20 protein-coding genes and 1 tRNA gene are annotated in these 24,448 nt (G+C 64.7%); 8 read left to right on the top strand and 13 right to left on the bottom strand.

Annotated features, from left to right (window positions below; genetic code table 11):
* Nucleotides 1-17: 17 nt before the first annotated feature.
* From EC839_RS24150 to iolC, 9 genes are all read right to left on the bottom strand, one after another.
* Nucleotides 18-188, bottom strand: a complete 171-nt coding sequence (locus EC839_RS24150; RefSeq protein ID WP_007161516.1) for a hypothetical protein — start codon at nucleotides 186-188, stop codon at nucleotides 18-20.
* A 167-nt stretch (nucleotides 189-355) separates the two neighbouring features.
* Nucleotides 356-1,420 carry a Gfo/Idh/MocA family protein gene (locus EC839_RS09995; RefSeq protein WP_007161515.1) on the bottom strand — a complete coding sequence of 355 codons (1,065 nt, stop codon included), beginning with the start codon at nucleotides 1,418-1,420 and terminating at the stop codon, nucleotides 356-358.
* A gap of 65 nt (nucleotides 1,421-1,485) precedes the next feature.
* Complete coding sequence (locus EC839_RS09990; RefSeq protein WP_007161514.1) at nucleotides 1,486-2,496, bottom strand: Gfo/Idh/MocA family protein; 1,011 nt, start codon at nucleotides 2,494-2,496, stop codon at nucleotides 1,486-1,488.
* A 57-nt stretch (nucleotides 2,497-2,553) separates the two neighbouring features.
* Nucleotides 2,554-4,491, bottom strand: a complete 1,938-nt coding sequence (iolD, locus tag EC839_RS09985; RefSeq protein WP_132832528.1) for a 3D-(3,5/4)-trihydroxycyclohexane-1,2-dione acylhydrolase (decyclizing) — start codon at nucleotides 4,489-4,491, stop codon at nucleotides 2,554-2,556.
* 52 nt (nucleotides 4,492-4,543) lie between these two features.
* Nucleotides 4,544-5,383 (bottom strand): TIM barrel protein, encoded by an 840-nt coding sequence (locus tag EC839_RS09980; protein WP_007161512.1) that lies wholly within the window; start codon nucleotides 5,381-5,383, stop codon nucleotides 4,544-4,546.
* 34 nt (nucleotides 5,384-5,417) lie between these two features.
* A complete protein-coding gene (locus EC839_RS09975; RefSeq protein WP_007161511.1) occupies nucleotides 5,418-6,917 on the bottom strand; it encodes a CoA-acylating methylmalonate-semialdehyde dehydrogenase in 1,500 nt (499 codons plus the stop codon).
* 48 nt (nucleotides 6,918-6,965) lie between these two features.
* Nucleotides 6,966-7,781 carry a 5-deoxy-glucuronate isomerase gene (gene iolB / locus EC839_RS09970; protein WP_007161510.1) on the bottom strand — a complete coding sequence of 272 codons (816 nt, stop codon included), beginning with the start codon at nucleotides 7,779-7,781 and terminating at the stop codon, nucleotides 6,966-6,968.
* Nucleotides 7,782-7,792: 11 nt separating this feature from the next.
* Nucleotides 7,793-8,692 (bottom strand): myo-inosose-2 dehydratase, encoded by a 900-nt coding sequence (gene iolE / locus EC839_RS09965; protein WP_007161509.1) that lies wholly within the window; start codon nucleotides 8,690-8,692, stop codon nucleotides 7,793-7,795.
* Nucleotides 8,693-8,717: 25 nt separating this feature from the next.
* Nucleotides 8,718-10,655: a 5-dehydro-2-deoxygluconokinase gene (gene iolC, locus EC839_RS09960; RefSeq protein WP_007161508.1), complete on the bottom strand. Its 1,938-nt coding sequence runs from the start codon at nucleotides 10,653-10,655 to the stop codon at nucleotides 8,718-8,720.
* Between the two features lie 232 nt (nucleotides 10,656-10,887).
* On the opposite strand from iolC, the gene EC839_RS09955 reads away from it, so the two are divergent.
* The 4 genes from EC839_RS09955 (at nucleotide 10,888) to EC839_RS09940 (ending at nucleotide 14,645) form a co-directional block, all read left to right on the top strand.
* Nucleotides 10,888-11,802 carry a MurR/RpiR family transcriptional regulator gene (locus EC839_RS09955; protein WP_007161507.1) on the top strand — a complete coding sequence of 305 codons (915 nt, stop codon included), beginning with the start codon at nucleotides 10,888-10,890 and terminating at the stop codon, nucleotides 11,800-11,802.
* Between the two features lie 303 nt (nucleotides 11,803-12,105).
* A complete protein-coding gene (locus tag EC839_RS09950) occupies nucleotides 12,106-13,515 on the top strand; it encodes a sugar porter family MFS transporter (protein WP_007161506.1) in 1,410 nt (469 codons plus the stop codon).
* 51 nt (nucleotides 13,516-13,566) lie between these two features.
* The gene (locus tag EC839_RS09945) at nucleotides 13,567-14,472 is read left to right on the top strand and encodes a sugar phosphate isomerase/epimerase (protein WP_007161505.1); all 906 of its coding nucleotides are present in this window, start codon (nucleotides 13,567-13,569) and stop codon (nucleotides 14,470-14,472) included.
* 96 nt (nucleotides 14,473-14,568) lie between these two features.
* Nucleotides 14,569-14,645, top strand: a tRNA-Met gene (locus tag EC839_RS09940).
* Between the two features lie 188 nt (nucleotides 14,646-14,833).
* On the opposite strand, the gene otsA is transcribed toward EC839_RS09940, so the two are convergent.
* Both otsA and otsB read right to left on the bottom strand, forming a co-directional pair.
* Nucleotides 14,834-16,285, bottom strand: coding sequence for an alpha,alpha-trehalose-phosphate synthase (UDP-forming) (gene otsA / locus EC839_RS09935; protein ID WP_007161504.1), 1,452 nt, complete (start codon nucleotides 16,283-16,285; stop codon nucleotides 14,834-14,836).
* Between the two features lies 1 nt (nucleotide 16,286).
* Nucleotides 16,287-17,045, bottom strand: a complete 759-nt coding sequence (gene otsB / locus EC839_RS09930; protein ID WP_007161503.1) for a trehalose-phosphatase — start codon at nucleotides 17,043-17,045, stop codon at nucleotides 16,287-16,289.
* 127 nt (nucleotides 17,046-17,172) lie between these two features.
* Between otsB and EC839_RS09925 the strand changes: the two genes are divergently transcribed.
* Nucleotides 17,173-17,706, top strand: coding sequence for a hypothetical protein (locus tag EC839_RS09925; protein WP_007161502.1), 534 nt, complete (start codon nucleotides 17,173-17,175; stop codon nucleotides 17,704-17,706).
* A 13-nt stretch (nucleotides 17,707-17,719) separates the two neighbouring features.
* Here the strand turns inward: EC839_RS09925 and rimI are convergent, their stop codons facing one another.
* Nucleotides 17,720-18,172: a ribosomal protein S18-alanine N-acetyltransferase gene (gene rimI / locus EC839_RS09920; protein ID WP_007161501.1), complete on the bottom strand. Its 453-nt coding sequence runs from the start codon at nucleotides 18,170-18,172 to the stop codon at nucleotides 17,720-17,722.
* Nucleotides 18,169-18,999, bottom strand: a complete 831-nt coding sequence (locus EC839_RS09915; protein ID WP_007161500.1) for a hypothetical protein — start codon at nucleotides 18,997-18,999, stop codon at nucleotides 18,169-18,171. Before EC839_RS09915 ends, rimI begins: the two co-directional genes overlap by 4 nt.
* 161 nt (nucleotides 19,000-19,160) lie before the next feature.
* Here EC839_RS09915 and mksB point away from each other — a divergent pair, with 161 nt between their 5' ends.
* From mksB to mksF, 3 genes are read left to right on the top strand one after another with little or no spacing between them, the layout of a single operon-like run.
* The gene (gene mksB, locus EC839_RS09910) at nucleotides 19,161-20,423 is read left to right on the top strand and encodes an Mks condensin complex protein MksB (protein WP_007161499.1); all 1,263 of its coding nucleotides are present in this window, start codon (nucleotides 19,161-19,163) and stop codon (nucleotides 20,421-20,423) included.
* Nucleotides 20,413-21,090 carry an Mks condensin complex protein MksE gene (mksE, locus tag EC839_RS09905; protein ID WP_007161498.1) on the top strand — a complete coding sequence of 226 codons (678 nt, stop codon included), beginning with the start codon at nucleotides 20,413-20,415 and terminating at the stop codon, nucleotides 21,088-21,090. The genes mksB and mksE overlap by 11 nt, the downstream gene beginning before the upstream one ends.
* Complete coding sequence (mksF, locus tag EC839_RS09900) at nucleotides 21,087-23,888, top strand: Mks condensin complex protein MksF (RefSeq protein WP_007161497.1); 2,802 nt, start codon at nucleotides 21,087-21,089, stop codon at nucleotides 23,886-23,888. Before mksE ends, mksF begins: the two co-directional genes overlap by 4 nt.
* Nucleotides 23,889-24,448: the final 560 nt, after the last annotated feature.

Raw genomic sequence — 24,448 nt, 5'->3', positions numbered from 1 at the left:
GCCGCAGGCCGCCCAGGTCAGCTCGCGCGGAAGAGCACGGCCGCTCCTGGCGAGGCGCAAAGCACCACGCCCTGGCGCTCGTGGCAGAACAGCCGACCCAGCAAGGCGAGCAGCCGTGAATCCCGCCGAATGCGCAGGCGGTGAACGGCGAAGAGCGGAAGATGAGTGGAGTGTGCGAAGGAGTTCATGTCGCGGCACCTGTCATTATTGTTGTCGGGACGCACCTGACGTGCGCAGTACCCTGGTGACTCGTTACAGCAACTGCATCTGACTTTATTGGAAATTTAATTCCATAACAAGGTAAAAATAGAATTCAAAGTCCACACAAACAGCTATCTAGGTCTTGTTTCGAGCTTCACGACGCCCGCTCGAATGTCTGAGCGTCAGGCAGCGAAGGGATGGACGCCACCTTCACCGCCTGCCCATGCAGGGCGCTCTGGCGCGCAGCATCCAGCACGGCTTGACAGGCCAACGCCTCGCGGGTGGAGACCGGCGGCGCACTGCCTTGGGTCAGCGTCGCCAGCCACCGGGTATAGAAAAGGTCCCAGCGACCGCGTTCGCTGGGCACCCGCTCGCGTTCTTCGCCCCGACTGAGCCAACCCCAGCGCTGATGCTCTTCAGCCCCCCAGTTGCCTTTCTCGCTACGCGGCGAAAGGCCCTGCAACAGCGCCTGAGTCTGTCCATCCAGTCCCTCCACCGTGTAGACGCCTTCTTCGCCCACTACCCGCAGACGCCAGGGGCAGCCCTGCAGACAACTGCCGGAAAGATGCGAGACCACGCCGCTCTGGTGCTTCAGGGAGATGAAGAATTCATCGTCCCGCTCGGGATCGCCCTGATGGAAAAGCACCTCGGCATACACCTGAGTTACCGGCCCGAACAGCGTCAGCGCCTGGTCCACCAGATGACTGCCAAGATCGCGCAGCAGCCCCCCACCGCTGGTGGCGCCGGCCTTGTGCGGCTCATCTACCTGGATGCGCGACTCGAAGATCCGCACCGGACCCAGAGTACCTTCGCGTAGCAATTTAGCGACGGTGAGTACATCGGAGTCCCAACGACGATTCTGGTAGACGGTCAGGGCTACGCCGGCACGCTCGGCCGCCTGCACCATGTCCTGGGCATCCTGAAAATTGAGCGCGAACGGCTTGTCGCTTACCACGGGAATGCCGTGCTGGATCGCCTCCAGGACCAGGGCCTTGCGCTCGGCGACCGGCGCTGAGATCACCAGGGCATCTATCCCGGCGGCGACCAGGCTGGCCAGGTCATCGTGGCAGGCCACCCCGGGATGATCCTGAGCCACCTCGGCACGCCGTTGCGGGGAACGGGTGACGACGCCGACCAGCCGCGCGCCTGCGGTACTGGCGATCAGAGGGGCATGGAAGAAACGGCCACCCAGGCCATAGCCGACCAATCCGATACGCATGGTTCGATTCTCCTCGTGCAGCAAAGAAAAACCCCCGCAGGCAGCGCGCCAGCGGGGGTCGGGACTCAGCCGTAGAAGGCTGGCCGAGTCGGCAGGGTGATGGGCACGATGGTGCCGCTGCGCTGGGCATTGACGCAGGCATCACCGGTCACCGCAGCGATGTAGCCGTCCCAGGAGGACGGCCCGGTCAGTTGGCCGGCCTTGAGATCGTCGATGAAGGCCTGCAGCTCCACGTCATAGGCCAGCAGGAAACGCTGCTTCCAGTCCACCAGGATCTCGTTGGACAATTTGGCGTCGCTGCGCAGCTGCACCGAGGAGGGCTCCGGTAGGCGGGCAATACCATGCTCGCCAACCACCTCGCACTGGATGTCGTAACCGTACTGGCAATTGACGAAGATCTCGACGTCGATACGTACCCCCTTGGCCGTCTCCAGCAGGACCACCTGGGGATCCTTGAGGTGCGCCAGGGCCTTGGAGGTCTTGCGTGGGAAGACCACCTGGGCCGACACATACTGATCGTCCAGCAGCCAGGCCAGCACATTGATCTCGTGAATCAGGGTGTCGGTGATGGCCATGTCGGTGGTATAGCCTTCACCCACGCTGGGATTGCGGTGTGCGGCATGGATCATCAACGGCTCGCCGATCCGCTGGCCATCGATCACCGCCTTGAGCTGGCGATAACCAGCGTCGTAGGGACGCATGAAGCCCACCTGGACCAGACGCTTGCCATGGGCCTGCTCGGCGTCGACGATGCGCTTGCAACCTTCCGCGGTCACCGCCAGTGGCTTTTCGCAGAACACCGGTTTGCCGGCGGCGATGGCGGCCAGCACGTATTCTTCATGAGTCGGACCCCAGGAGGTGACCACTACCGCCTGGACGTCCGCCGCGCCGACCAGGGCGTGGCCATCCGGATAGACCTCGGCGGTAATGCCTTCCTCCTGGACAACCCGGGCGGCCTGTTCGAGGTTGATGTCGGTTACCGCCACCACACGGCTGCCCAGCAGCTTGTGGCTGAGACGACGGATGTGTTCGCGGCCGATGGCGCCAGTACCGATAACACCGATGTTCAAGGTCATGACTTCTGTTCTCCGATTGAAATTGTTGTTACGCGAGAAAGCCGGGGACGAAAGCGATCAGTACTGGCGAGCCTGGGCGGTCTTCTCCTTGAGCATCTGCGAGACGGCAGCGATCTTCTCGCTGGTGGAAACCTCGGCACCGCCGACGCGCCACCAGGACAGGTACTTGTGGATCATGGTCTTGGGCAGCACCTTGATGTCGATCAGGGTGGAGACCTGTTGCTGGCGGGCATCGGCCAGGGCGGCATCGAGCTCTTCCAGCGTCTTCACGCGATAGGTCTTGCAGCCGTAGGCGGCAGCGCTCATGGCGAAGTCCACCGGCACGAAGTCACCGTCGAGCTTGCCGGTCTCCGGATTGCGGAAGCGGAACTCGGTGCCGAAGCTGCCCATGCCGTGTTCCATCTGCAGGTTGTTGATGCAGCCGAAGGTCATGTTGTCGAGCAGCACTACATTGATCTTGCGGCGCTCCTGGATAGAGGTGGCCAGTTCCGAGTGCAGCATCTGGTAGGAGCCGTCACCGACCAGGGCGTAGACCTCTCGCTCGGGTTCAGCCAGCTTCACGCCCAGGGCGGCGTTGATCTCGTAGCCCATGCAGGAATAGCCGTATTCCAGGTGGTAGGTATTGACGCCCTTGCTGCGCCAGGCGCGCTGCAGGTCACCGGGCAGGCTGCCGGCGGCGGCGACGATGATGGCGTCGTCGTCCAGCCGTGCGTTGAGGCGGCCGAGTACCTGACTCTGGGTGAGCGAAGAACCTGTCAGCCGGACGAAATCCTCCAGCACCGCGCGCGGCAAGTCGTCGTCGATTTCCGGTACGAAGTCGGCCGCGTCGTAGCGTGCGGCGTAGACCCGATCGATTTCCTGGCGGTATTGCTCACGGGCCTCGCCCACTTGAGCCCCCCAATCGGCGCGATAACCGGCAGCGCCCAAGGCCTCGGTCAGGGCCTGGAGGGCTTCACGAGCATCGGCCACCACGGCCAGACCGTCGAGCTTACCGGCGTCGAAGGCGGCCACGTTGAGGTTCAAGAATTCCACCTCGGGATGCTGGTAGAGCCACTTCGAGGAGGTGGTGAAATCGGTGTAGCGGGTGCCCACGCCAATGATCAGATCCGCGTCCCTGGCCAGGAGGTTGGCGGCCAGGCAGCCGGTCTCGCCGATGCCGCCGACATTGAGTTCGTGGCTGGAGACGACCGCGCTCTTGCCGGCCTGGGTCTCGGCGAAGGGAATCTCGAAGCGCTCGGCGAAGCGCTGCAGGGCCTCGGCGGCGCCGGAATACTTCACGCCACCGCCGCAGATCAGCAGCGGCTTGCGCTTGCGCTTGAGCAATTGAACCGCTTCCTCGATGGCGGCAGCCACGGGCGGCCGGCGATCCAGGCGGTGCACCCGCTTGGCGAAGAAGTAGTCGGGATAGTCGTAGGCCTCACCCTGGACATCCTGGGGCAGCGCCAGGGTCACGGCGCCGGTCTCGGCCGGATCGGTCAGCACGCGCATGGCGTTGATCGCCGCGCTCATCAGCTGCTCGGGCCGATTGATGCGGTCCCAGTACTTGCTCACCGCGCGAAAGGCATCGTTGGTGCTGATCGACAGGTCGTGGAATTGCTCGATCTGCTGCAGCACCGGATCGGGCTGGCGACTGGCATAGACGTCACCGGGCAACAGCAGCAGCGGGATGCGATTGGCGGTGGCGGTGGCCGCAGCGGTCAGCATGTTGGCCGCGCCCGGACCCACCGAGGAGCTGCAGGCATAGATCTGCCGGCGCAGCTTCTGCTTGGCGAAACCGGTGGCGGCGTGGGCCATACCCTGCTCATTGCGGCCCTGGTGCACCACCAGGTCACCGGCATCCTGCTCCAGGGCCTGGCCCAGGCCCAGTACGTTGCCGTGACCGAAGATGGTGAAGACGCCGGCGACGAACTTGGTTTCCACGCCGTCGACGCTGAGGTATTGGTTATCGAGGAATTTCACCAGGGCCTGGGCCATGGTCAAACGTTGGGTGCTCATGGATTCACCTCTTCGATCAAGAAGCTCCCGGGCCGAGGCCCGGGCAGCGCCGTCAGCCCGCCACCGCCTCGGTGGCTACCTGCTCCTGCAGCAGGGCGATGCTCTGCCGCAAGGCGGGTTGCACATCGGTGAGGCCATGGACGCTGGCGGCAAAGGGTTCGAATGACAGATAGCCGCGATAACCGTCAGCCAGCAGACGCTCGATCTGCGGCGCGTTGCCGAGGATGTCGGCCTCCCCCACCAGCACTCGATGGGCGTCGCGGATCTGGTTGAGCGGCAGGCTGGTGTCCTCGACGCCAGAGATGTGCACCAGGCCCGTCAGCTCGGCGAAGAATTCGGTCTCGCCCGCCAGATGATGGTGGAAGGTGTCATGCACCAGACGGAACACGTCCAGCCCCCCGACCGCCTTGATGGCTTCCACGGCCTGGCGCTTGAGGCGCAGCGAGCACTCTTCGAAGCCCAACGGCTCGACGAAGCCAAGAATGCCGTGGTCGCGCAGAATGGGGGCCAACTCGCTCAGGGCCGTACGCAGGTCACGGGCACGCTGGGCGGCATCGCGGCTGTCGCCACGGTCGTTGAGCGGGCACATCACCAGCCCCTCGGCACCACAGGCCTTGGCATAGGCAGCCAGTTTCAGCGTCTGGGACCGGCGCTCGTCGTTCCAGACGTCGAAGGGATAGAGGGCATTGATGGACAACAGGCGGATCCCTTCGCCCTGGCAAAGGTCACGGACCCGCTCAGGGGGAGTGCCATCATCGATTTCCACGTCGTTGAGATCGTTACGGATTTCAATGGCGTCACTGCCCATGGCCTTGGTCAAGCGGATGAACGCCGAAAGATCCAGGGAGGGGGCAACAATTCGATTGAAAGCGAAACGCAGCGGCTGACTCATTTGTTCTTGTACTCCATAGGCGTTGAAATGGGGGTCACTTGGCGGTGGGCATGCTGAATTCGGCACCCTTGGCGATGCTGTCGGGCCAGCGCTGCATCACGCTCTTGTAGCGGGTGTAGAAGCGCAGGCCTTCCTCGCCATAGGCGTGATGGTCGCCGAACAGCGAGCGTTTCCAGCCACCGAAGGAATGCCAGGCCATGGGCACCGGGATGGGCACGTTGATGCCGACCATGCCTACCTTGATGGTGCGGGCGAAGGCGCGGGCGATGCCGCCGTCGCGGGTGAAGCAGGAGACGCCGTTGCCGAATTCGTGGGCGTTGATCAGCGCCACCGCGCTGGCGAAATCCGGCACCCGCACGATGCCCAGTACCGGGCCGAAGATCTCTTCCTTGTAGATGGTCATGTTCGGGGTCACGCCATCGAACAGGGTGGCGCCAACGAAGAAGCCGTTCTCGGCGCCGGGCACCTGGAAGTTGCGGCCATCGACCAGCAGCCTGGCGCCCTCCTCCACTCCCTTGGTGATGTAGCCCTCGACCTTGGCCTTGTGCTGGCCGGTCACCAGCGGGCCCATGTCGGCATCGGCTTCCACGCCGTTGCGCACCCGCAGGGCGTCGATGCGCGGCAGCAGTTTCTCGATCAGGGCATCGCCCACCTCGCCCACCGCCACGGCGATGGAGATGGCCATGCAGCGCTCGCCGGCCGAGCCGAAACCGGCGCCGATCAGGGCGTCGGCGGCCTGGTCCAGGTCGGCGTCGGGCATCACGATCATGTGGTTCTTGGCGCCGCCCAGAGCCTGGACGCGCTTGCCGCGGCGGGTGCCTTCCTGGTGGATGTACTCGGCGATGGGGGTGGAGCCGACAAAGGAGATGGCTTCCACGTCCGGGTGCTGCAGGAGCGCGTCCACCGCTACCTTGTCACCCTGGACCACGTTGAATACGCCATCGGGCAGCCCGGCCTGCTTGAGCAGCTCGGCCAGCAGCAGGCTGGCGGAGGGATCGCGCTCGGAGGGCTTGAGGATGAAGGTGTTGCCGGTGGCCAGCGCCATGGGAATCATCCACAGCGGCACCATCACCGGGAAGTTGAAGGGGGTGATGCCGGCGCACACGCCCAGCGGCTGGCGCAGATTCCAGTTGTCGATGCCGCCGCCGATGTTGTCGCTGTAGCTGGTCTTGGCCAGGTGCGGCGCGCCGCAGGCGAATTCCACCACCTCGATGCCACGGGTCACCTCGCCCATGGCGTCGGACAGCACCTTGCCGTGCTCGCGGGTGATCAGCGCCGCCAGTTCCTCGTGGTGCTGGTCGAGTAGCTCCTTGAAGCGGAACAGGATGCGCGAACGGCGCAAGGCTGATTGCTCGGACCAGGCAGGAAAGGCCGCCTTGGCCGCCGCGACGGCCTGCTCGACGGTCTGCGCCGTAGCCTGGGCGACACGGGCCTGGACCACGCCTTGCGCTGGATTGAAGACGTCACCGAAGCGCTCGGCCTGGGCCACGATCTCGCCGTTGATGTAATGCCCGATGACGGGGGTCTCGCTCATGTGCTGCATCCTTGTGTCTGAACCGCCGTGCGGCTGATGAAGGGGGACTTACCGCTCCAGCAGCCACTCGTGCTGCGGATCGTTGTGGAATTTCCAGACGCGCCGGGGACCGGCCATCACGTTGAGGTAATAGGATTCGTAGCCATAGGGCACGCTGACCGGGTGATAGCCGCGCGGCACCAGCACCACGTCGTGGTCTTCCACCGCCATGGCCTGGTCCAGGTCGCGCTCGTCGGTGTAGACGCGCTGGAAAACGAAGCCCTGTCCCGGATCGATGCGGTGGTAGTAGGACTCCTCCAGCAAACTCTCCGCCGGCAGGTTGTCGCGGTCATGGCGGTGGGGCGGATAGCTGGAGGAATGCCCGGACGGGGTGCGCACCTCCACCACCAGCAGCGAATGGGCCGCCGCCGTGTCCGGCAGGATGTCGCAGACATAACGGGTATTGGCGCCCTTGCCGCGGGTGGATCGCTGCATGCTCGCCGGCTCGATCAGCCGCGGCGGCAGCCGCTCCTCAACCACCGGATTGCCCGGTGAGGTGCAGACGGCGATTTCGGCGGTGCTGTCGGCGGTCACCCGCGCCTCGCTGCCGGGCGGCAGGTAGGCGGCATAGGGCGAGACGTCCTCGAAGACGCTCTGGCGACCAACCAGTCCGCGCCAGGCGAAGTCGCCCAGCTGCGGATGCCCGCCTTCGATACTGGCGCCGCCGCTGAGCAGCACGATGCAGACTTCCAGGTCACCCGCCAGCACCGGCAGGGATTCCCCCGGTTGCAGGCGATGGGCAGCGAAGCCGACATAGTCCAGGGCACCGGCCGGGACACTGACGATGTCGCGGGCGCTCCGGTCGGCTTTGACGAGCAGATTCATCACAGGTCTCCTCAGGCAGTGGCCTGCGCCACCAGCTGGCGCAGATGGTCGTAGCCCTTCTTGGCGTATTCGTAGGCCGGCGCCACGGCCGGGTCCTGCTCGGCTTCCACCACCAGCCAGCCCTGGTAGCCGGCGGCCACCAGCACCTTGAGCAGCGCCGAGAAATCGATATCGCCATCCCCAGGCACGGTGAAGGTGCCGTTGAGGATGCAATCCGGAAAGCTCCACTGATTGTTGCGCGCCAGCTGCACCACGGCCTTGCGCACATCCTTGAAGTGCACATGGCAGACCCGGTCGATATGTTGCTGCAGCACGCTCAGCGGATCGCCACCGCCCATGTAGCAGTGACCGGCATCGAACAGCAGGCCGACGTCCGGGGAGGTCAGTGCCATCAACCGGGCGATGTCCTCAGGCGACTCTACGTAGGCGCCCATGTGGTGGTGATAGGCCAGGCGCACGCCCTGGCTCAGGGTGAAGGCGGCCAGCCGATCGAGCTTCTCGGCATAGGCCTGCCAGGCGGCGTCGTTGTGGAAGCGCGGCCGTTCGATCAGCGGCACCCGCTGACTCTGAATCGACCCGGCCACCTCGCCATAGACCAGCACCTTGGCGCCGTTCTCGGCCAGCAGCCGGCAGTGTGGACGGATCGCCTCGATCTCGGCCTCGACATCACGGTGCGCCAGGCCGCTGGAATACCAGCCGGACACCAGCTCCAGGTCATACTGACCCAGCACCTCGCCCAGGGCCTTGGGCTCGCTGGGAAACTTGCCGCCCAGCTCGAAGCCCTGGAAGCCGATTTCCTTGCCCTCGCGCAGGATGGTCGCAAGCGGGGTGTCGCCGCCCAGGGCCGGCAGGTCGTCGTTGGCCCAGGAGATGGGGTTGATGCCGATCTTGAGTTGTTGTTGTGCAGTCATGTCAGCCTTACTCATTGGATAGCGATCAGGCACGAGCGGCGCGCCAGGCCTGGATCAGGAATTCGAAGGTGGCGCGCACCTGGGCGATCAGCCCGGCATCGTCGATCTCACCAGCGAGCCAGGCCCGACTCGGTTGGCCGAAGATGGTCCGGCCCACGGCAAAGCCGCGGCAGCGGGTACTGGCACTGGCCTGCCGAAAGCCTTCGGCCAGTTCCTCGGCCGGGGCGTTGAGGCCCAGCAGCACTACGCCTTGGCAATGGGGATCGCGTTCGGCGATCAGGGCATCGAGTTGCTGCCAGACACCGGCCGGCTGCGCCTCGATCTTCCACCACTCGGGATAGATGCCCAGGTTGTACAGCCGCTTGATGGCGCGGTAGAGCACGTCGGGCCGGGTGGACGTATGGTTTTTCGGTGGGATGACCTCCAGCAGGAGTTCATGACCGCTGGCCTGGGCCGCCTGATACAACCCCTTGAGCTGGGCCTCCTGCTCAAGGCGCAGCAGCGGCTCGTCATCGGGGTGGAATTGCACCAGGCACTTGATGATCTGCTCGTTCGGCCAGCTCAGCAGGGTGCTGCCCACCGAGCGCCCGTGCTCGAAGGCCAGGGGTCGCGAATTCTGCAGCTCCACCGGCCGGGCCACCCACCAGCCACGGCCGCTGGCGGCATTCAGCGCATCCTGGCCGAAGCGCTCGTCGGCCAGCAGCCCGACATCCGCCGCCACGCCCTGGCGCGCCAGCGCCTGCTCAACCTCGGCGATGGCCTGGACGAACAGCTGCTTGAGTTGCGGAATGCGCGCCGGATCGGCGCCCACCTGCTGGGCGCTTTCCACCAGTTGGTAGCGGTGATCGAAGGCGAAGATGAACAGCGGCTGCCAGGTGCGGCGGCGGACACTGACCCGATGCAGCCGGGTGAGCACGGGATCGAGGTCCGGCCGGGTGATGGGCACCGGGCTGTGGTGAAGGTAGTCCAGTTCGGCCAGGGTCGGCATGGCCGGGGCGCAGCCATGGCGCGACACCACCAGTCCGCCGCAGGCATTGGCCAGCCGGCAGCATTCGGCATCGTCGCCGCCGGTCAGCCAGCCGCGCAGGAAGCCGGACATGAAGGCATCGCCGGCGCCCAGCACATTGAGCACATCGACACGGATGCCGCGATGGATCTCGCCCTCCTCGAGACGCGCCGGGATGGCGCCGTGGAGCACCGTGCAGCCCTGGGCGCCGAGCTTGACCACCAGGGTCGCCGCCGTCACCTCGCGTACCCGCCGCAGGGCGGTGAGCAGGTCTTCGCTGCCCCCGGCGATCTGGAATTCCTCCTCGGTGCCCACCACCAGGTCGAAGCGCGGCAGGATGCGCTGCACATGGGCGCTGACCTCGGCGCTGGCGATGAAGCGGGTCTCACCGTCAGCCTTGCCGGTAAGGCCCCAGAGCACCGGCCGGTAATCGATGTCCAACACCCGCTTCACGCCATTGCGCTCGGCGTAGTCCAAGGCTCGGCTGCTGGCCTGGAACACGCCCTCGGTGGAGAAGTGGGTACCGGTGATCAACAGCGCCTTGGCGCTGGCGATGAAGGCCTCGTCGATGTCGTCCACGCCCAGCGCCATGTCGGCGCAATTTTCGCGGTAGAACACCAAGGGAAAGGTTTCGCGGTCTTTGATGCCCAGCAGCACCATGGCGGTGAGGCGCTCCCGATCCACCTGGATGCCGCGGGTATCGCAGCCTTCCTGCGCCAGCGTCTGGGTCAGGAAGCGACCCATGTGGTCGTCGCCGACCCGGGTCAGCATCGCCGACTTCAGCCCCAGACGCGCGGTGCCGAAAGCGATGTTGGCGGAGGATCCCCCCAGGTACTTGGCGAAGCTGCTGACGTCTTCCAGCGGCGCACCGATCTGCTGCGCATAGAGGTCGACGCCCAGCCGCCCGAGGCAGATCACGTCGAACTGGCGTCCACTGGCGAAGAAATTGTCACCCATTGGTGGCTCCTGCTTATTGTTATCGGCCGACCGTTCGTACCCGAGGGCCGAATACGTTTTGAAGTGAGCTCAGGCTAGAACGCCGCCACCAACAAATCAACAAAAATTCCACATGAGTTTTTATGGAATTTAATTTCCATATCTGGAAGGTACCTAGACCGGCACCTGGCTTCGACGCCACCTGCCGAATGGGTTAAGTTGCCGACATAAGAATCCCATCGTGAGATTGCCCATGCCCTCTGATTCCCTGGCCGACGACGTTACCAGCAGCGCTCCGCTGGCCGATCCGCCTGGCAATGTCGAGCAACTGCTAGCCTGTATCACCCGCGATTACGACGCCCTGCCACGCCAGCTCAAGCGCGTCGCGGCCTATGTCAGCCAGCAGAGCGATCGCGTCATGGTCGATCGCATCAGCGACATTGCCAGCCAGTGCGAAGTCCATCCTTCAGCCATCGTGCGGTTCTCCCAGCGCTTCGGCTTCAAGGGTTTCAGCGAGATGCAGGCACTGTTTCGCGAGGCCTACACCCACAAGACCACGCCGGTGCAGAACTACCAGCAGCGCATCCGCAACATGATCGCCAACAAGAGCCAGCGGGCCAGTAGCGGCGATCTGGCTCGCGAGTGCATCAATGCCACCCGCTCGGGCCTGGATCGACTGGCCGAGGAACTAGACGACGCCGCCTTCGCCAAGGCCGTCGATCTGCTGGTAAATGCGGAAAACATCTATGTGGTGGGGGTGCGGCGCTCCTTCGCCGTGGCCGATTACTTGGTCTACAACCTGCAGCACACCAACAAGCGCATCCACCTCATCACCGGCCTGGGCGGCGGCTATCGCGAGCAGATGCGCAGCATCGCCCAGGGCGACCTGCTGATCGCCATCAGCTTCAGCCCCTATGGCAAGGAAAGTCAGCAATGCGTGCGCATTGCCCAGCACCACAAGGCCAAGACGTTGATCATCACCGACAGCAACCTCTCGCCCCTGGCCAAGCGCGCCAGCGCTCTGCTGCTGGTCAATGAAGGCAGTGCCTTCGCCTTCCGCTCGTTGAGTGCCACCCTGTGCCTCTGTCAGGCGCTGTTCCTGGCTCTAGGCTATCGCCTGGAGTTGAAGATGGATGAGATTCAGCTGACTCAGGAAGAGGACGACTAGCTTGATAAGGGCGGGCCAGAGCGGACCTTGCGCCCGTGAAGAAGCCCCACCCACTTTTTTGGAAAATATTTTCTAAAAGTATACAAACGATATTTTAATTGCATGAGCGACGACCTGTGCCTAGGATGAGGCCAAGCATTTCGATGGCCGATCACTCCCGCGCCTCGGTCGACAAAAACAACAAGGAGTCCTCATGCCCATGCCCCCTCACTGCACGCTGTCAGTCCAAGCCCTTCCGCTCGGTCGACCGCCCTCAGCCCTCGCCTAGTCCCCCTCTTTTCACGACTCGTCGAGGCTCTTCCCATGGAAACCAGCAAGATCGCTCTGGCCGGCACCGCATCGCCCGCCGGTGCCACCCCCAGTAGTCGCAAACTTCAGGTCATCACCACCATCGCCACCTTTGGTGGCCTGCTGTTCGGCTACGACACCGGCGTCATCAACGGCGCCCTGCCCTTCATCAAGAATGATCTGCAGCTGACCCCTCTCACCGAAAGCCTGGTGGTCTCCTCATTGGTGTTCGGTGCAGCCCTGGGTTCGATCGTCAGCGGGCGTTTTTCCGACGCCCATGGCCGCCGACGCATCATTCTGCTGCTCTCGTTCATCTTCATGCTCGGCACCCTGGGCTGTACCTTTGCGCCCAACACCGCCGCGATGGTGCTCGCCCGCTTCGTACTTGGTCTTGCCGTGGGCGGCGCCTCGGTCACCGTGCCGGTCTACCTGGCCGAGATGGCCCCCAAGCACTTACGCGGGCAGCTGGTTACCCGTCAGGAGCTGATGATCGTCACCGGTCAGTTGCTGGCCTTCACCAACAACGCCCTGATCGCCAATTTCTACGACGGCGACCACACCTGGCGCTGGATGCTGGTGATCGCCACCCTTCCCGCCATCGTGCTGTGGATCGGCATGCTCAGCGTGCCGGAGAGCCCACGCTGGCTGGCCTCCAAGGGACGCTTCGGCGAGATGTTGCGTACCCTGCGACAGATTCGCGAGGAGCACCACGCTCAAGCTGAGGCTCGTGAAGTTCGCCAGCAGGCCGAAGACGATGCCCGCCAGGGTGAAGGCGGCTGGGCCGACCTCAAGACCCCCTGGATCCGCCGTGTCTTTCTCATCGGCCTGGGCATCGCCGTCACCCAGCAGATCACCGGGGTCAATTCCATCATGTACTACGGCACCCAGATCCTCACCGATTCCGGATTCGCAACGAAGGGCGCTCTGATCGCCAACGTCGCCAATGGCGCCATCTCGGTACTGGCCACCTTCGTCGGCATCTGGCTGTTGGGCCGGGTCAACCGCCGCCCCATGTTGCTGATCGGTCTGCTCGGTACCACCTCCTCGCTGCTGCTGATCGGGGTGCTGTCCCTGATCCTCGAGCCGGGCCTTACCCGCGGCTTCGCCATCCTCTCCCTGACCGTGGCCTTTCTGGCTTTCCAGCAAGGCGCCATCTCGCCAGTGACCTGGCTGATGCTGGCGGAGATCTTCCCCATGCGCATCCGCGGCTTCGCTCTGGGCATGTCCGGCTTCGTACTGTGGCTGGTCAATTTCCTGGTGGGTTTCTTCTTCCTGCAACTGGTGGCCTGGTTCAGCATCTCCACCACCTTCTTCCTGTTCTTCGCGCTAGGGCTGGTGGCCTTGACCTTCGTGTTCCGCTACCTGCCAGAGACCCGCGGCCACTCGCTGGAATCCCTCGAACGCTACTTTCGCAAGCTGGGCTGACGCCACTGCTCGCCATTCATCTTCAAGATCATCGTATCCAGGAGTCATGCCATGAAAATCGCCATTGATCCCTACATGTATCGCAACCTGAGCCTCGCGGAGACCTGTCGGCGGGTAGCGGAGTCCGGCTTCGAATATCTGGAGCTCTCGCCCAGGGAAGACTTCCTGCCCTGGTGGAAGCGTCCGCGGGCACATTCGGAGCGCATCGCCGAACTCAAGAAAGCGCTCAAGGACCATGGCCTGCAAGTCGCCTCGCTACTGCCCATGTACCGCTGGGCCAGTCCCCACGAGGACGAACGCCAGGCCGCAGTCAATTACTGGAAGGAAGCCATCCAGGTAGCGGTGGAGCTAGGCTGCGACACCATGAATTCCGAATTCGGTCGTGGCCCCTCGCCCGAGCGCGGTCACAAGATCAGTTGCTGTGGCGGCAGTCATAGTCATGAATCCAGTGAAGCTGCCTGGTGGCGCTCGATGGAAGAGCTGGTCCCTATCTTCGAGCGCGAAGGCATCACCCTGAACATGGAGCCGCATCCGGAAGACTGGTGCGAGACGTTGCATCCGGCCATCGACATGCTCAAAAGCATCGGGTCCGCCAACGTCAAATTTCTTTACTGCGCGCCCCACACCTTCTATTTCGGCGACGACATGGCCCAGATGATCGCGGATGCCGGCTCCCTGATCGGCCACGTGCACATCGCCGATACCTGGAACCACAAGGCCTCCTCGGGCCTGCGCTATATCGTCAATCCGCCGGGCGCCCAGGTAACCGTGCACCAGCACATGAACATGTACCAGGGTGAAATCGATTGGGACCTCTTCTTCTCTTCGCTGGCCAAGGTGGGCTTTGACGGCATCGTCACGTCCTGCGTGTTCGGCTGGGAAGAACGCGCCGACGAGTCGGGGCGTTTCATGCGTCAGGAGATTCAGAAGTACATAGACAAGCATTGGCTACGCTGAGACGGCGCCGCGCAAACGCTTGATCGACAAACAGAAATTTCTTGAGCAGAAGGCTTGACAGGCAACAGCGCCTTGCCAATAATGCGCGCCTCGGATGGCTACGTAGCTCAGCTGGTTAGAGCATAGCATTCATAATGCTGGGGTCCGGGGTTCAAGTCCCTGCGTAGCCACCACCTATTTTCAAGGGTCAGCGTAAGCTGGCCCTTTTTTATTGCCCTCGAAAAAGTCCAGCTGATGGCACCGCTCTTGATCCCCTCTCCCCCCGGGAGAGGGCTAGGGTGAGGGCCCCCGTCACGCCAGACCTCAGCCCCGCCCATGAAAAAGCCCGGCCTAGGCCGGGCTCGATCACCGCGCAAGCAGCTTACAGGGCAACCTTCTGCTTGCTCTCCACCTTTTCCACAGCCGCCGCGTCCTGGGTGTCGATGGACTGCACCAGCGCCTTGGAGCTGAAGGCCCGCAGGTCGCGCAGGAAGTTGTCGCGCCAGGAGGCCAAGTCGGCCTGGCGGATCACCCGCATCATGTCCTCATAGCGCGACTTGCGCTCTTCCAGCGGCATACGCAGCGCCCGGTCCAGCGCCTCGGCCATGCCGACATGGTCATAGGGATTCACGATCAGCGCCGAATTGAGTTCGCGCGCCGCCCCGGCGAAGCGCGACAGCACCAGCACGCCCGGATTTTCCGGGTCCTGGGCCGCCACGTATTCCTTGGCCACCAGATTCATGCCATCGCGCAGCGGCGTTACCAGACCCACGTCGGAGGAGCGGAACAGCCCCATTACCGTGCGCCGGTCATAGCTCTTGTTCAGGTAGCGGATCGGCGTCCAGTCCAGCTCGGAGAAATGGCCGTTGATATGGCCGGCATGGCTCTCCAACTGACGGCGGATGTTCTGGTAGGAGACCACGTCCGCCCGCGACGAGGGCGCGATCTGCACGAACTGCACCGCCCGGTGATGCTCGGGGAAATGCTCCAGCAGCTTCTCGAACGCCTGGAAGCGCTCCACCAGCCCCTTCGAGTAGTCGAGCCGATCGACGCTGACGATGGTTTTGTAGGGCACGCCCTCGATGCTACGCGAGATGAACTGGCGCCGCGTGCGATAGGACTCGGCCTGCTTCTGGATGACGTCCGGCATCACGCCGATGGGATAGACGCCCACGCGGAAATTGTGGCCGTAGGCGGTCAGGCTGCCGTCCTTTTCCAGCACGCCGCGCACCTCGCGGGTGATGTAGTCCTGGAAGGCCAGCTGGTCGGTGTCGGTCTGGAAGCCGATCAGGTCATAGAAGCACAGGGTCTTGAGCAATTCGTTGTGCGGCGGGATCGCGGTGAGGATCTCCGGCGCCGGAAAGGGAATGTGCAGGAAGAAGCCGATGCGGTTGCGGATGCCCAGCATGCGGCAGGCTTCGGCGAAGGGAATCAGGTGATAGTCGTGCACCCAGATGATGTCATCGGGCTTGAGCAGGGGCTTCAGGCGCTCGGCCATGGCCATGTTGACACGCCGATAGCCGTCGTACTCTTCACGGTTGTAACGCGCCAGGTCGATCCGGTAGTGGAAGATCGGCCAGAGGGTGGCGTTGGAGAAACCGCGGTAGTAGTGGTCGTAGTCGCGCTTGGTCAGGCCAAAGGTCACGTAGTCGATGTTGTCCTTGGTCTGGGTCTTGGCCGGCCCGTTTTCCTTGACCGTCTCGCCGTTCCAGCCGAACCAGATGCCGCCCGACTTGCGCAGGGCGTCCAGTACGCCCACTGCCAGACCACCCGCGGTCGCCTTGCCTTCTTCGATCGGGGCCACCCGATTCGATACCACCACTAAACGGCTCATCCTAATCTCCTTGCTTATAATGTGGCGCGAGGTCACGGCTCAGCTGCTGCAGCCAGAGGGCTACCGCTTCCACCGAAGGCAGGCGGGTCTTGGCGACCGTCTCCCCCTCTCCTACCTTGACGGTCAGCCCGCCTCGCGCATTGACGACAGTGAACCCCTCTTCATCGGTACGATCGTCACCGAGAAACACCGGCAGGCAGCCGGCAAAGGGTTCCAGTTCGAGAAAACGGACGATGGCCTCGCCCTTGCTCGCCGCAGCGGGCTTGAGTTCGAAGACGCACTTGCCCGGTTGCAACTTGAATTCGGGATGGTCGGCGGCGATGCCTTCGGCCAGTTCGCGCACCAGGGCTTCCTTGTCCGGCGCCTGGCGATAGTGCAGGGCGAAGGCCACGCTCTTGCGCTCCAGCAGCAGGTCCGGATGGTCGGCCAGGGCCGCTTCCAGGCGGGTGCCGACCTGCGCCAGCACCGTGGCGTCCAGGGTCACCCGATGGATCTCGCCCTGGGGATCGCGCCATTCGGCGCCATGTACGCCAGCCGCCGGCAGTTGCAACGGTTTGGTGAATCCGTCGATCTCCGCCAGCGGTCGCCCGGAAACCACGGCGACGCCATGGTGGCGCGCCAGCTGCTCGAGCGCCGCGAGGGTTTCGGCGGGAATGAAAACCTGTTCCGGACGTGGCTGCAGTTCTGCCAGGGTGCCATCCAGATCGAAGAAGAAGGCCAGCGGCTGGCCCGATGAGGTGAGGCTGTCGAGGTCGATCATGGTAGGTACGACTGCCGGGTCACCGTATGGTTCGTTCACACCTTCCGGCAGTGGCGAGGAATTCCCCTTGCCGGCTCGTAGTCGGATTCAGGGAGATGCTCTAGCAGCCCTGCCTTTGGAGACCACCATGAACAAGCCCGAAATCACCAAGACCCCCGAAGAGATCGACGACATCCAGGACCGCATGGGTGACATGCGCGAACTCGACTTCAGTGATCGCAAGGACGAGCGTCAGGGCCGTGCCGGCGACGAGATGGATGAACGCGACTACGAAGGCCAGTTTCCCGAAGAGCGCGTGCGCCAGGCCGGCATGACCGGTGGCGAGACCCTGGATCATCAGCCGACCATGGACGACGCCAGTCCCGAGACCCTGCTGGACGAGACAGGCGCCCGCTCGCCGACCGACTACGGCGATGCCTGGCCCAACGACAAGGAGCTGAGCGTGGTCGAGGACAGCGACATTGGCGGCGGTTCCGGCCAGGACGAAGCCGAACTCGGTCGCAGTCATCCCCTGGACGGCCAGGCCTGGGACGGCGAAGCCGACGAACCCAACGAAGCCGAGACCCAAAGGGACGCCCGCTACGCCGATCTGGACGCCAACGACGAAGAACTCGCCGGGGACATCGGTCTGGACCTGGACGAAAAGCGCGCCGATCACTGAAACCGCTGAAGGCCTAGTCGAGCAGCGTACAGGCCATCACCAGCGCGTCTTCCCGGCCGCCGACCGCGGGATAATAATCCCGCCGGCGGCCGATCTCGTTGAAGCCATAGCGTTCATACAGCCGGTAAGCCGCCTGATTGCTGGCGCGCACCTCCAGAAAGCACTCGTTGGCCTTGGCCTTGCGTGCTTCCTGCAGCAGGTGTTCCAGCAGCCGCAGGCCGAGACCGCGTCCCTGGCTTTCCGGCTTGATGGTGATGTTGAGCAGATGGGCCTCGTCGAGGATGACATTGATCACCCCGTGCCCCACCTGCTGCTCGCCGGCCGTCATCACCCAGCAGTCGTAGGACTTGAGCGCATCGCTGAAGATGCCGCGGGTCCAGGGATGGCTGAAGGCCTGATATTCGATCTTCAATACCGTGTTCAGATCGGCTTCGGTCATCCGCCGAAAGCTCACCGCATCGTTCATTGCTGTTCCATCCAGCGGCGCCGCAACGGGCGCATGGCTTGCCAGAGCGCGGCCTTGGCGGCCGGCTCTTCCATCAAGATATCCAGCCCCGGCACCAGCCAGGCCGGTCCCAGGGCGGTGTCCTGCTCCGCTCCCGTGAGCTGCGCATCCGCGACGCCGCTGCAGCGCCGTGCGGCGCCGCCGATCAGCCAGAGGCCCAGGCCTTCGCCCAGGCGCTCCTGGTGCCCCGAGACGAAGCTCTGCACGAATTCGGCCGCCGCCGCCGGGCCCTGGTCGAGCTGGCCGCTGTTGAGCAGCGGCCAGCGAATGGGCTCTTCGCTGACGATCCGTGGCGTGTCCGGCAGGCCGGCAGCGCGCAGCAGATCCCGCAGCAGCAGATAGGCCGGATCGCGCGAGCCCAGGGTGTCGCCGGTGGGCAACTCCAGCAGCAGCAGGCAACGCCCGGCCTGTAACAGCTGCAGGGCGAAGCGCGGCGCCGGCTCCCGCGGTGGCAGCGGCGCCCGCTCCGGTTCCGGCTCGGCCACCGGAGTGGCAACGGGCTTCAGCGCCGCGGGTCGCGGGATCTCGATACGCGGCCGATGCGCCGCCGGTGCCTCGACTGCCGCAGCGGCCGGCGCGGCCTTGGCCACCGGCTCCGGGCGGACCACCCGGGCGGCGACGGGCGCCTCTTCCGGCGCCTCGACCCACAGGGCTTCCGGCCGCGAAGGCGCAGCGAAGGGCAACACAGTGCGCGGCACCCAGACATCCAGCTGCAACGCCTGCAGATAGGCGCGACGACGCGCCTCGGCGGCAAGCGCGGGGCTGGTGGCGGTGACGGGGTCGGACATGGGCGGATCCTTCGGACACGCGGCGGGATAATTCGGGGCGGCATTGTCGCGCGGATCGCCCCGGATCGAAAGGCCGCCCTGCCCATCGGTCCCACCGCGGTCACATCGAAGGCTCTGGCGTCTGGAGTACAATGGCACTTTTGTCTGGTGCGGTCCCCGCCATGATCGACCCCAAACGCGTCCTGCGTACCCTCGCCGAACACTGGCACCTCATCGACCCGCTGTGCGCCCACTTCGACAGCGGCACCCTGGGCCTGGCCGAGTTGCGTGCCCGCCTGGCCGAGCAGCTGCCCGAGCGCACGCCGGCCGACCTCACCGCCCTGCTCGACACCTGGATCCGCCTGGACATCCTGGTGCCGGTGGCCAAAAGTCCCAATCGCTTCGAACTCAATGGCCAGATCCACGATTTCCTCGGCTATCTCAGGCGCGAACACCGGCTGGGCCTGTGCCTGGAGATCGAGGCCTACCTGCGCCACCTGGAGCGCCTCGCCGGCCACATCCGCGAAGCCTTCGACAACCGCGACGGCCCCGACCTCGTCCGCCAGCTGCGCCTGCTGGACATGCGCGTGCGCGATGTCCTCAAGAAGCTGGCCAACGACGGCCATGCCCTAGAGGGCGTCGCCGAGCGCGCCAAGACCAGCGATCGCCAGATCCCCCTGCGCCAGCGCTATGCCGAGGTGCTGGCCACCTGGGACGAATACGTCGAGCCGATGATCCAGCTGGTGGCCGCCGACGGCGCTTTCGAGCGCGGCGTGCACCGCGTCGAGCAGGTGCTCCTGCACCTGCTGGGCGAACAGCAGCGCCTCGGCCAGCTGGTCGACGATGACCTGCTGCTGCGCACCCAGGCGCGCATCCTGGAGATGCACAACGCCGCCCAGCTGGCGCTCAGACGTGCCCGCGAATTGCTGCTGCCGCTGCGTGAGGAAGCGCGCCGGCACAATGCCGTGACCCGCGGCGCCGCCCTGGCCCTGGCCACCATCCGCCGCAAGGGCCTCGACGCCGTGCCCCAGGCCGCCCTGCCCCTGTTCAGCCGGCCTCAGAGCGTCTTTCTCGGCACCACCGCCCAGGTGGAAAGCTATGTCTACGCCCTGGCGCGCTTCGAACCCAAACCGGCGCGCTTCCCCAGCCAGAGCAATCGCCCGCGTGACAGCGAGCGCCCGGCGGCGCCCCGCACCGCCCGCGAGATGCTCGACCTCTGCCAGGACGCCCTGCCGCTGTCCGATCTCATGGCCTGGCTGCTGGAGCAGGAACCGGCCGGCGACACCGATGAGTTGCTCTACTGGTTCTCGCGCCTGTCCCGCGATACGCGCTTCCAGCGCCAGCGCCTGGACCGCCGCCACTACGACACCCTCGAACACCGCGTCAGCCTGTGCTCCTACGCGCTGACCGCCCGATCCCTCGCGAGCGACGCCCATGCAACTTGATCTCAACGAAATGACCCAGCTCGCGCCCATCTTTCGCGAGCTGTTCAAGGGCTATCACCTGTCCCGCAGCGAGCCCGAGAGCTACGCCCAGCTCAGCCAGCAGCAGGACCAGTACCGCGCCCTGTTCCGCGCCCTCGGCTTCGAACTGGTCTGCGATCCGCGCGGCTTCTACTACTTCGTGCCCGAGCAGATGGGCGCCCAGGTCAACAAGACCGCCCAGCGCCTGGCGCTGTTCACCTTCATCCTGGTCGAGCACCTGGCCGACCAGGGCCGCGACCCGCTGGCGGTGCTCGACGGCGGCACCCTGGGCCGGCACGAGTTGCCGGCGCTGCTGGACAAGTACCGCGACCTCTTCCTGCAGGCCGAGGTCACCACCCAGGAAGAGCTGGAGGAAAAGATCCTGCGCCGCCTGACCCAGCTCGGCTTCGCCCTGGACAGCAACGGCACCTACCGCTTCCTGCCGCCCATGCACCGCTTTCTCGATGTCTGCCTGACCGTGCAGCAGGATCGCGACCTGGCCGCCGGCCTGCATGCCAGCGACCTGCCGCTGCCGGCCCCGACCCTCGCCAGCGACGAAGACGGCAGCGAGCAGGAAGGCGCCGACGAGGATGACGAAGAGGCCGCCCTGGCCCGCGCCATCGCCGCAGAACGGGAGTTCGACCTATGATCCGCTACGGCATCAGCCGCTTCGCCCTGCTCAACACCGCCGGCTACAGCCTCGGCCTCTTCCCGCTGGAACAGCCGCTGTCGGTCTACGGCGCCAACAACCTGGGCAAGAGCGCCTCGATCAACGCCCTGCAATTCCCCATCCTGGCGCGGCTCTCCGACATGAGCTTCGGCAAGTACAGCAACGAGCAGTCGCGCAAGTTCTACTTCGCCACCGACACCAGCTACATCCTCATCGAACTGCGCCTGGCCCACGGCCCCCACGTCATCGGCGTGGCCGGTCGCGGCCCGGGGGGTGGCTTCGGCCACCAGTTCTTCGCCTATGCTGGCGAACTGGACCTGGCCCACTACCAGCGCGACGGCGCCTGCCTGCGCCAGCGCGAACTCTTCGCCAGCCTGGAGCGTGCCGGCCTCAAGGCCTATGAGGTCAAACCCGAGGAATTACGCCGCCTGCTGGTCGGCGGCCATACCAGCATTCCCCTGGACCTGACGCTGATCCCGCTGCGATCCACCAGCGAACAGAGTCTCAAGACCTTCCGCGCCCTGTTCATCAACCTGCTGCACATGCGCGAGATCACCGCGGCCAAGCTCAAGCAGCTGTTTCTCGATGCCTTCGAGCACAGCCTGAGATCCGGCAGCGTCGACTACATTGCCGCCTGCGAGGAAGCCTTCCGCGACGTCCGCCGCATGGAGCAGGACTACCAGTCGCTGGTCGCCGCCGGCCCGCTGGTGGAGGCCCTGGCCAATGGCGTCGAGCAGCGCGACCGCCTGAGGGGCAAGCTGCATCGCCTCTCGCCGCTGCTCGACAGTCTGCTCGGCACCTGGCAGCACTACGCCCTCGACCGCCGTGACGAACTCCTGGCCCAGACCGAACACTACCGCCAGGAACAGGACGGTCTGCAGCAAAGCCAGCGCGACGGCACCAGCGAACTGATGCGCCGCGAGCGCGAGATCAGCGGCCTGCAGCGCTGGCTCGCCGAGCTGGCCCAGCTCAAGCACCGCTTCGCCCTGGTGGAGTCCACCGCGCCCCTCGAAGCCCAGCTGCTGGCCGCCAAGGACGCCCACGACGAACTGGCCGGCGCCCTGTCCCAAGCGCGTCAGTTCAGCAGCGAAGACCTCGACCAGCGCGTCCGCGAACTGGAGCAGCGCCTCAAGGGTATTCGCCAGCAACTCGACCACGCCGACAACAACAGCTACGCCCGCCTGCGCGAGGAATTCAGCCAGGCCGACGTCGACCGCCTGATGCGGCTGTTCAACGGCCAGCTGTTCAGCCTGCCGCTCGGCCCCAAGGGCATCGAACTGAGCGAAGACGGCAACTGGGTAAAGACCTTCGAAGGCATCCTGGCGCGTTTCCAGGGCGATCGCCTCGAATTGCCGGGTCTGTCCCTCGACCTGTCGGGCATCGAGCCACCGACCCTGCAGGCCCTCGCCGATCGCGCCGCCCTGCGTGACCAGAAGGACCGCCTGGAGCGCGAACTCAAGCAACTCAAGGCGCAGCAGGGCGTCAGCCTCGACCGCCAGGCCAGCAAGGCCCAGGCCGAGGCCCTCTACCAGCAGGTCCTGGATGCCCAGAAGGCCCTGGAAGACTTCCGTCGCTGCCAGACCCTGGGTGCCGAGGAAAACGAGAAGCTCGAACAACTGGCCCAGCTGGAAGCCGCCCAGGATGAACTGAGACGCGCCGGCGACGCCTTCACCGAACGCGTCCAGCAACTCTCCGCCAAGCTGCAGCTGATCGGTCGTCAGCTGGCCGACCTGGAAGCCAAGGACCGCACCCTGGCCGACGCCCTGCGCCGCCGCCAGCTGCTGCCTACCGACCTGCCCCAGGGCACGCCCTTCATGGAAGCGGTCGACGATTCCCTGGAAAACCTGCTGCCGCTGCTCAACGACTACCAGGACACCTGGCAGGCCCTGCAGCGCGCCGACACCCAGATCGAGGCGCTCTATGCCCAAGTCCGCCTTAAGGGCGTCGCCAAGTTCGACAACGAAGAAGACCCCGAGCGCCGCCTGCAGCTGCTGGTCAACGCCTACGCCCATCGCCAGGACGAAGCCCTGACCCTGGCCAAGGCCCGCCGCGCCGCCGTCACCGACATCGCCCGGACCCTGAGAAACATCCGCAGCGACTACGACAACCTCGAACACCAGCTGCAGCTGTTCAATCGCGAGATCAATCGCAAGCAGGTCTCCAACCTGGAGAGCTTCCGCATCGTCCTGGCGCCGAACAAGGAGGCGCTCAAGCACATCGACCAGATCATCCACAGCGCCGGTCAGTACGAGGAAGGCGAAACCCTGTCGGTCTTCGATCTCACCCAGGACAGCAGCCAGGACCAGAAGAACGAGGAGGCCAAGGAATACCTGGCACGCCTGGTAGCCGCCAACGGCAACCAGCTCGGCCTCAAGGACCTCTTCGAGCTGGCCTTCGAGATCACCAAGCAGGGCGGCCAGCCGATCCTGCACACCGATATCGACGGCGCCGCCTCCAACGGCACCACCATGACCATCAAGGCGCTCACCAACATGTACCTGTTGCTGCACCTGATGGACCGGGAGCAGGCCGCCAAGATCCGCCTGCCCTACTACCTGGACGAAGCCGCCGACATCGACGAACGCAACCAGCAGGCGCTGATCGAGACCAGCCAGCAACTGGGCTTCGTGCCCATCCTGGCCAGCGTCAAACCCCAGGTCAGCGCCCAGGTCGCCATCGACCTCGAAGGCGGCAGCGGCCCCGGCGGTATCTACATCGACGAAGCCGACTGGAAGTACATAGCCAAACGCGACCTGGCCCTGCCCGAACCCGCTTGAGCCCACTCCAGAACGCAAAAAGCCCGGCACATGCCGGGCTTTTTCTTGCTCGCGTAACGCTGTCGTAGGTTGGGCTGAGCCTCGCTATCCAAAATCCAAACCCGGCCCCTCAGCATCCTTCCGCAGTTCGCTTGATACCTGGAGCGAATCTCCCTCGTTGGGCTTCGCTGCACTCGCGCCAACCTACGACCTGATCCGTACGTGCGATCACACGTCCTCAGCTTAAAACATAACAGCCCGGCGCAGCCGGGCTGTTATGGCTCTTGTGCTTTTGCAGACTCAAAGCAGCCCCTGAAATCTAGGAAGCATCCTCAAGCCCTAGCCGCACCGCTCCTGGTCCCCTCTCCCCCGGGAGAGGGCTAGGGTGAGGGCAATCTCAACTCCGCAGCCTATCGGCTATCAAAGCAGCGCCCTGCCTCAGCCAAACTTTTCCCGCCCCAAAGACAACACCCCCGTCAGAATGAACTGAGCGGGGGTGCTGGGTGTTAGGCGCTTGACGATGACCTACTCTCACATGGGGAAGCCCCACACTACCATCGGCGATGCATCGTTTCACTTCT

This window comes from Pseudomonas sp. JUb52, from assembly GCF_004341115.1.
In the GTDB taxonomy this organism is placed as follows: Bacteria; Pseudomonadota; Gammaproteobacteria; order Pseudomonadales; family Pseudomonadaceae; genus Chryseomonas; species Chryseomonas oryzihabitans.
Note: the sequence above shows the minus strand (reverse complement) of the source record. Positions and strands in the feature narration are given on the sequence as shown.